Consider the following 6636-nt stretch of genomic DNA (forward strand, 5'->3'; position numbering starts at 1 on the left):
GGGGATGCCCGGGGGCGACGCGGCGGCCGGAGTGCCGTTCGGAGTGCCGGTGGGAGTTCCGGAGGGAGCGCCGGTCGGGTCAGTACGCTCCGCCGAGCGAATCCTTGGCGTTGGCCTCGTCGTACTCGCGGTCGGTGATGATCACGTTCTCCGGGATCGCCTCACCGGCGTAGAACTTCTGGGCGGTGGCGAAGGCGAGCGGGCCGAAGCGCGGGTTGGACTCGATCACGGCGTTGTACTCACCGTTGACCAGGGCCTGGACGGCGTTGCGGGTGCCGTCGACCGAGACGATCTTGACGTCCTTGCCGGGCTTCTTGCCGGCCGCCTTCAGCGCGGTGACCGCCCCGAGGCCCATCTCGTCGTTCTCGGCGTAGACGGCGGTGATGTCCGGCTTGGACTGGATGAGCTGCTCCATGACCTGCTGGCCCTTGTCGCGGGCGAACTCGCCGGTCTGCTGGGCGACGATCTCCAGTCCGGGGGCCTCGGCCTTGACCTGGTCGACGAAGCCCTTGGTGCGGTCGGTGGTGACGTTGTTGCCGGACGCGCCGAGCAGGATGGCGACCTTGCCCTTGCCGCCGGTGGCCTTGATCATCGCGTCGGCGGCGCGCTTGCCCTGCTCGACGAAGTCTGAGCCGAGGAAGGCCACGTAGTCCTTGCAGGCAGTGGAGTTGACCTTGCGGTCGATGGTGAGGACGGGGACCTTCTTGGCGGCAGCCGCCTTCAACGCGGGCTCCAGACCGTCGGAGTTGAGCGGGGCGACGATGAGGAACTGCGCACCCTGGGACAGCATGTCCTGGATGTCGCTGATCTGCTTGGACAGCTGGGACTGGGCGTTGGTGGTGAGGAGCTTCTTGACGCCGATCTTCTTCGCCTCGTCCTTGATGGACTGGGTCTCGGCGATCCGGAACGGGTTGGCCTCCTTCTCCGACTGGGAGAAGCCGACCACGGCGTCCTTCAGGTCCAGCTTGGGCGCGCCGTAGGTCTCCAGCTTGCAGCCCGCGCCGGACGAGGAATCGGGAGTCTTGGCCTCCTGCGCTCCCTGACTGCTGTCGCCGCCCGCGTTGTTGGAGGTCTCCGACTTGGCGCAGCCGGCGGCGGCCAGCGTGGTGGCGGCGAGGACGCAGGCCACGGCGAGGGTACGGGATCGACGCTGGATCATCATGCGCGGAACGCTCCTTGGCGGGTTGACGGCACGCTGGTCGGCGTGCGGTCGGGCATGCGGGACGAGGCATCGGCCACGGGGCAGCTGATGCCACTGCATTCCTCACACCCCTGCTCCGTACTGCGGGAACAGCGGTCGTGAGAGCCTGCGCGGCCTGTCGGCGGCTCGGTTTACAACGTTATATAGGCGGTGCGGCACGGGCGGCAAGAGCGTTGTCGATGCGTTTCCAAAATGTGTCGGCCGACCGTCGCGGTTGGCCCCCGGCCGTCGGCTCACCGCGCGACAACGGCTCTGCGCGAGGTCTGGACACCCGCCCGAGGCCGTGCTGTCATACCGCCGGACGCCTCATTTTCAACGTTGCAAGAACGGTTCTCGTCCGACCGTCCCGCCCCGCGAAGGCGGTCCTCGGCATGCGCCGACCGCCGTCGCGCCGCGTCCCGGTCCGTCCGGCCCCACCCCGCGCCGCCCAGCAGCCCCGCCCTGCACGGCCACGGTGCCGCGCAGCCACCCCCACCGAGCCCGGCCGCGGCACAGGCGGCCGCGGCCGAGAGCAGGAGCCGCACCGATGCCCCTGAACCGCAGGCAGCTCATCACGACGGCGGTGGCCACCGCCGTCGCCACCGGCGCGACCAGCCGGTGGGCCACCGCCGCGACGCCCGACCGCCACCGGGTCCCGGCCGCCCGGGGCGGCCACTACTCCCCCAACGCGGCCCCGCTGCACCCCACGGCGTTCCTGAAACTGCCCCCGGGCAAGGTGAAGGCACACGGCTGGCTGGCCGGGCAGCTGAAGCTCCAACGGGAAGGCCTGTGCGGCCGGTACGAGGAGTTCTCGCACTTCCTCGACTTCACGGCCACCGGCTGGGTGCGCCCGGACAAGGGCGGCTGGGAGGAAGTCCCGTACTGGCTGCGCGGTTACGCGGATCTCGCGATCGTCACCGGTGACGCGACCGCGCTGGGCACCACCCGCCGCTGGATGGACGCGATCCTCGCCACCGGCCAGTCCGACGGCTTCTTCGGCCCGAAGGCGCTGCGGACCTCGCTCAACGGCGGACCCGACTTCTGGCCGTTCCTCCCCCTGATCCAGGCCCTGCGCTCCTGGCAGGAGTACACCGAGGACAACCGGATCATCCCCTTCCTGAGCCGCTTCTTCCGCTACATGAACGCCCAGGGACCGGGGGCCTTCGACACCAGCTGGATCGCCCTGCGCTGGGGCGACGGCCTGGACAGCGTCATGTGGCTCTACAACCGCACCGGCGACGCCTTCCTCCTGGACCTCGTCGACAAGATCCACCGGTACGGGGCCGACTGGGGCGACAACCTGGTCAACCCGCACAACGTGAACATCGCCCAGGGCTTCCGCGAGCCGGCCCAGTTCGCGCTGCGCAGCGGCTCGGCCACCGACACCCGTGACACCTACGGCACGTACGCGAAGGCCATGGACGCCTACGGCCAGTTCCCCGGCGGCGGCTTCGCGGGCGACGAGAACGCCCGGCCCGGGCACGGCGACCCCCGCCAGGGCTTCGAGACCTGCGGGATCGTCGAGTTCATGGCGAGCCACCAGCTGCTCACCCGGATCACCGGCGACCCGCTGTGGGCGGACCGCTGCGAGGAGCTGGCGTTCAACTCGCTCCCGGCCTCGCTCGACCCTTCGGGCAAGGCGGTGCACTACATCACCTGCGCCAACAGCGTGGACCTGGACGACGAGCCCAAGCGGGACCGCCAGTTCCAGAACCCGTTCGCGATGCTGGCGTATCTGCCGGGCGTGGACCAGTACCGCTGCTGCCCGCACAACTACGGCATGGGCTGGCCGTACTTCACCGAGGAGCTGTGGCTGGCCACCCCGGACGGCGGGCTCGCGGCGGCGATGTACGCGCCGAGCGAGGTGAGCGCGAAGGTCGCGGACGGCACGGAGGTGACGTTCACGGAGGAGACCGGCTACCCCTTCACGGACTCGGTCACGCTGTCCCTCACCGCACCGAAGCCGCTGGCCTTCCCGCTGGTCCTGCGCATCCCGGCCTGGTGCGCCGATCCCGACATCCGGGTCAACGGGCAGCGGGTCGCCGCGCCCGCCGGACCGGCCTTCACCCGGATCGAGCGGACCTGGTCGAGCGGCGACAAGGTCACCCTGCGGCTGCCGCAGCGCACCACGGTACGCACCTGGGCGGAGAACCACGACTCCGTCAGCGTGGACCACGGGCCGCTCACGTACTCGCTGAGGATCGGGGAGGAGTACGAGCGGATCGGCGGCAGCGACACGTTCCCGGAGTACGCGGTCCACGCCACGAGCCCCTGGAACTACGGCCTCGTCGTGGACCCCGCCCGGCCGGCCGCGCACCTGCGCCACCACTCCACGGGCCGGGCCCCCGGGGACAACCCGTTCACGCTGGACGGCACCCCGCTCACCCTGACCGCCCGCGCCCGCCGCATCCCCGAGTGGACGGCGGACGACGGGCACGTGGTCGCTCCCCTCCAGCCGAGCCCGGCGCGCTCGACGGAGCCGGTCGAGGAGGTCACGCTCGTGCCCATGGGCGCGGCACGCCTGCGGATCACGTCCTTCCCGACGGCCGCGCCCGACGCCGAACCGTGGCTGGCGGACCGCTGGTACCGGATCGCGAACCGGCACTCCGGCAAGGTGCTCGGCGTGGACGGCATGTCGACGGCGAACAGTGCGCATGTGGTCCAGTTCGGCGACACGGGGACGGCCGACCACCTCTGGCGGCTGGTGGCCAACGGGGACGGCTGGTACCGGATCCGCAACCGGCACAGCGGCAAGGTGCTCGGCGTGGACCTGATGTCCACCGCGAACAGCGCGCATGTCGTGCAGTTCGACGACAACGACACCGCCGACCATCTCTGGCAGCTCGTCCCGGACGGGGGCGGCTGGTACCGGATCCGCAACCGGAACTCGGACAAGGTCCTCGGCGTGGACGGCATGTCCACGGCCGACAGCGCGCATGTCGTGCAGTACGACGACAACGGCACGGCCGACCACCTGTGGCGGCTGCTCTGAGCGCTCTCCCGACGTACCGCCCGCCCCTCCGCGTACGACCGTAGAAAGGGATGTCCCACCATGCGACCAGCACCCGCACCCCGCCGCCGCACCTGGTGGCGGAGATTAGCGGCCACCACCGGCCTCCTCGCCCTGGTGGCCACCGCCCTCGTGGGGACCGGCACCTCCCCGGCCGGCGCCGCGCCCGCCGCCTGGGAGCCGAAGCCCGCGCCCATGACGACGCCGTGGACCAACCAGGTCCCCGTCGACAAGCCGCTGCCGGAATACCCGCGCCCGCAGCTGACCCGCCCCGACTGGACGAACCTCAACGGCATCTGGGACTTCGCGGTCACCGGCCGTGACGCCGGGCAGCCCGCGACGTTCCCGGAGCAGATCCGGGTCCCGTTCGTCGCCGAGTCCGCGCTCTCCGGCATCCAGCGCCGGATCACCGAGAACGACAAGCTCTGGTACAAGCGGACCTTCACCGTCCCCGCGAACTGGAACAACCGCCGGGTGAAGCTGCACTTCGGTGCCTCCGACTGGCAGACCACGGTCTGGGTCAACGGCACCCAGGTCGGCGCGCACAAGGGCGGCTTCGACTCGTTCGCGTACGACATCACCCCGCAGCTGGCCGGCGGGACGAACACGATCGTGATCTCCGTCTACGACCCGAGCCAGACCGGCGGCCAGGCGGTCGGCAAGCAGCGCATCAACGACGTGAAACCGCACCCGGGCGGCGGGATCTTCTACACCGCGGCCTCCGGCATCTGGCAGACGGTCTGGCTGGAGCCCGTGGCATCGGCCCACATCACCCGCCTCGACATGACGCCCAGCCTGGGGAACAACACCCTGCGGGTGAGGGTCCAGACGGCCGGCGCGGCGGGTCGGAGCGCCCGGATCACCATCTCCAGCGGCGGTACGGTCGTGGGCACGGCGACCGGAGCGGTGGGCGGGGAGATCTCCGTACCCGTACCAAATCCCCGGCTGTGGACGCCCGAGGATCCGTTCCTGTACGACGTGAAGGCCGATCTCCTCGACGGCTCGGCCGTCACCGACACCGTGGGCAGCTACACGGGCATGCGGTCGGTGGGCCTGGCCAAGGTGGACAACATCCTGCGGCCGGTGCTGAACGGGAAGTTCGTGTTCCAGACCGGCACCCTGGACCAGGGTTACTGGCCGGACGGCATCTACACCGCGCCGAGCGACGAGGCGCTGAAGTACGACCTCCAGGCGCACAAGGACCTCGGGTTCAACATGGTCCGCAAGCACATCAAGGTGGAGCCGCAGCGCTGGTTCTACTGGGCGGACAAGCTGGGCCTGCTGGTGTGGCAGGACATGCCGTCGATGGACACCGGCAAGGTCCCGGACGGGCCGGCCCGCACCCAGTGGGAGGCGGAGTACCGGAACATCATCGACCAGCACCGCAGTTCGCCCTCGGTGGTCATGTGGGTCAACCAGAACGAGGGCTGGGGGCAGTACGACCAGGCCCGGATCGCCGACGAGGTCAAGGCCCAGGACCCCTCGCGCCTCGTCAACAACATGAGCGGGGTCAACTGCTGCGGCTCGGTCGACGGCGGCAACGGCGACGTGGTGGACAACCACATCTACGTCGGCCCCGGGAACACCGCGCCGAGCGCCACCCGGGCGGCCGTGCTGGGCGAGTTCGGCGGGCTGGGGTACAAGGTGCCGGGCCACGAGTGGTATCCGGGCGGCGGCTTCAGCTACGAGGACCAGCCGAGCATCGCGGCCCTCAACAACCGGTTCGTCGGCCTCCTGGACTCCATCCGCATCGGCCAACTCCCCGCCGGGCTCTCCGCGTCGGTCTACACGGAGATCACGGACGTCGAGAACGAGGCGAACGGGCTGCTGACGTACGACCGCCAGGTCGTGAAGGTGGACACCGCCCGGGTCAAGGCCGCCAACCAGGCCCTCATCCAGGCGTCCCGCAACCCCGCTCCCCCGGTGAACCTCCCCACCGGGCAGAACAGGTCGCTGCGGGTCACCACCCCCGGGCACACCACGAAGCACCTGCGCCACTACGACGGCCTGGCCTCCACCGAGGTGGTGAACAGCGGGAGTCCGGCCGTGCTGAAGGCGGACGCCACCTGGAAGATCGTCGCCGGGCTCGCCAACGGCAACTGCTACTCCTTCGAGTCCAGGAACTACCCCGGCGAGTTCCTCCGCCACCGCGAGTTCCGGGTGCGCCGTGACGCCAACGACAACTCCGCGCTGTTCAAGGCGGATGCCACCTGGTGCGCGGTCGCGGGGAACGGCGGGGTGCGGTTCACCAGCGCCAATCTGCCCGGAAGCTATCTGCGCCACATCGGCTCCGAGGTGTGGCTCGCCACGCCCGGCGGCAAGCAGCCCTTCGACAGCCCGGCGCTGTTCACCGAGGACACGACGTGGGCGGTGGACGCGCCGTGGGCGCCGTGACCTGACGAGGAGGCACGGGCAGGGGCCCGGCGGCGGCGGAGAGTGTTCTCTC

Annotated in this window: 3 protein-coding genes; 2 read left to right on the top strand and 1 reads right to left on the bottom strand. The window is 70.4% G+C overall.

Features of this window, described 5'->3' with window-relative positions:
- Positions 1-79 precede the first annotated feature (79 nt).
- Positions 80-1162: an ABC transporter substrate-binding protein gene (locus tag ACFWRV_RS36175; RefSeq protein ID WP_384340406.1), complete on the bottom strand. Its 1083-nt coding sequence runs from the start codon at positions 1160-1162 to the stop codon at positions 80-82.
- 565 nt (positions 1163-1727) lie between these two features.
- On the opposite strand from ACFWRV_RS36175, the gene ACFWRV_RS36180 reads away from it, so the two are divergent.
- Together ACFWRV_RS36180 and ACFWRV_RS36185 are read left to right on the top strand one after the other, a co-directional pair.
- The gene (locus ACFWRV_RS36180) at positions 1728-4172 is read left to right on the top strand and encodes an RICIN domain-containing protein (protein ID WP_384340408.1); all 2445 of its coding nucleotides are present in this window, start codon (positions 1728-1730) and stop codon (positions 4170-4172) included.
- Between the two features lie 60 nt (positions 4173-4232).
- Positions 4233-6584 carry an AbfB domain-containing protein gene (locus tag ACFWRV_RS36185; RefSeq protein WP_384340409.1) on the top strand — a complete coding sequence of 784 codons (2352 nt, stop codon included), beginning with the start codon at positions 4233-4235 and terminating at the stop codon, positions 6582-6584.
- Positions 6585-6636: the final 52 nt, after the last annotated feature.

Origin of the sequence: Streptomyces sp. NPDC058576 (assembly GCF_042718715.1) — a bacterium.
Lineage (GTDB): Bacteria > Actinomycetota > Actinomycetes > Streptomycetales > Streptomycetaceae > Streptomyces.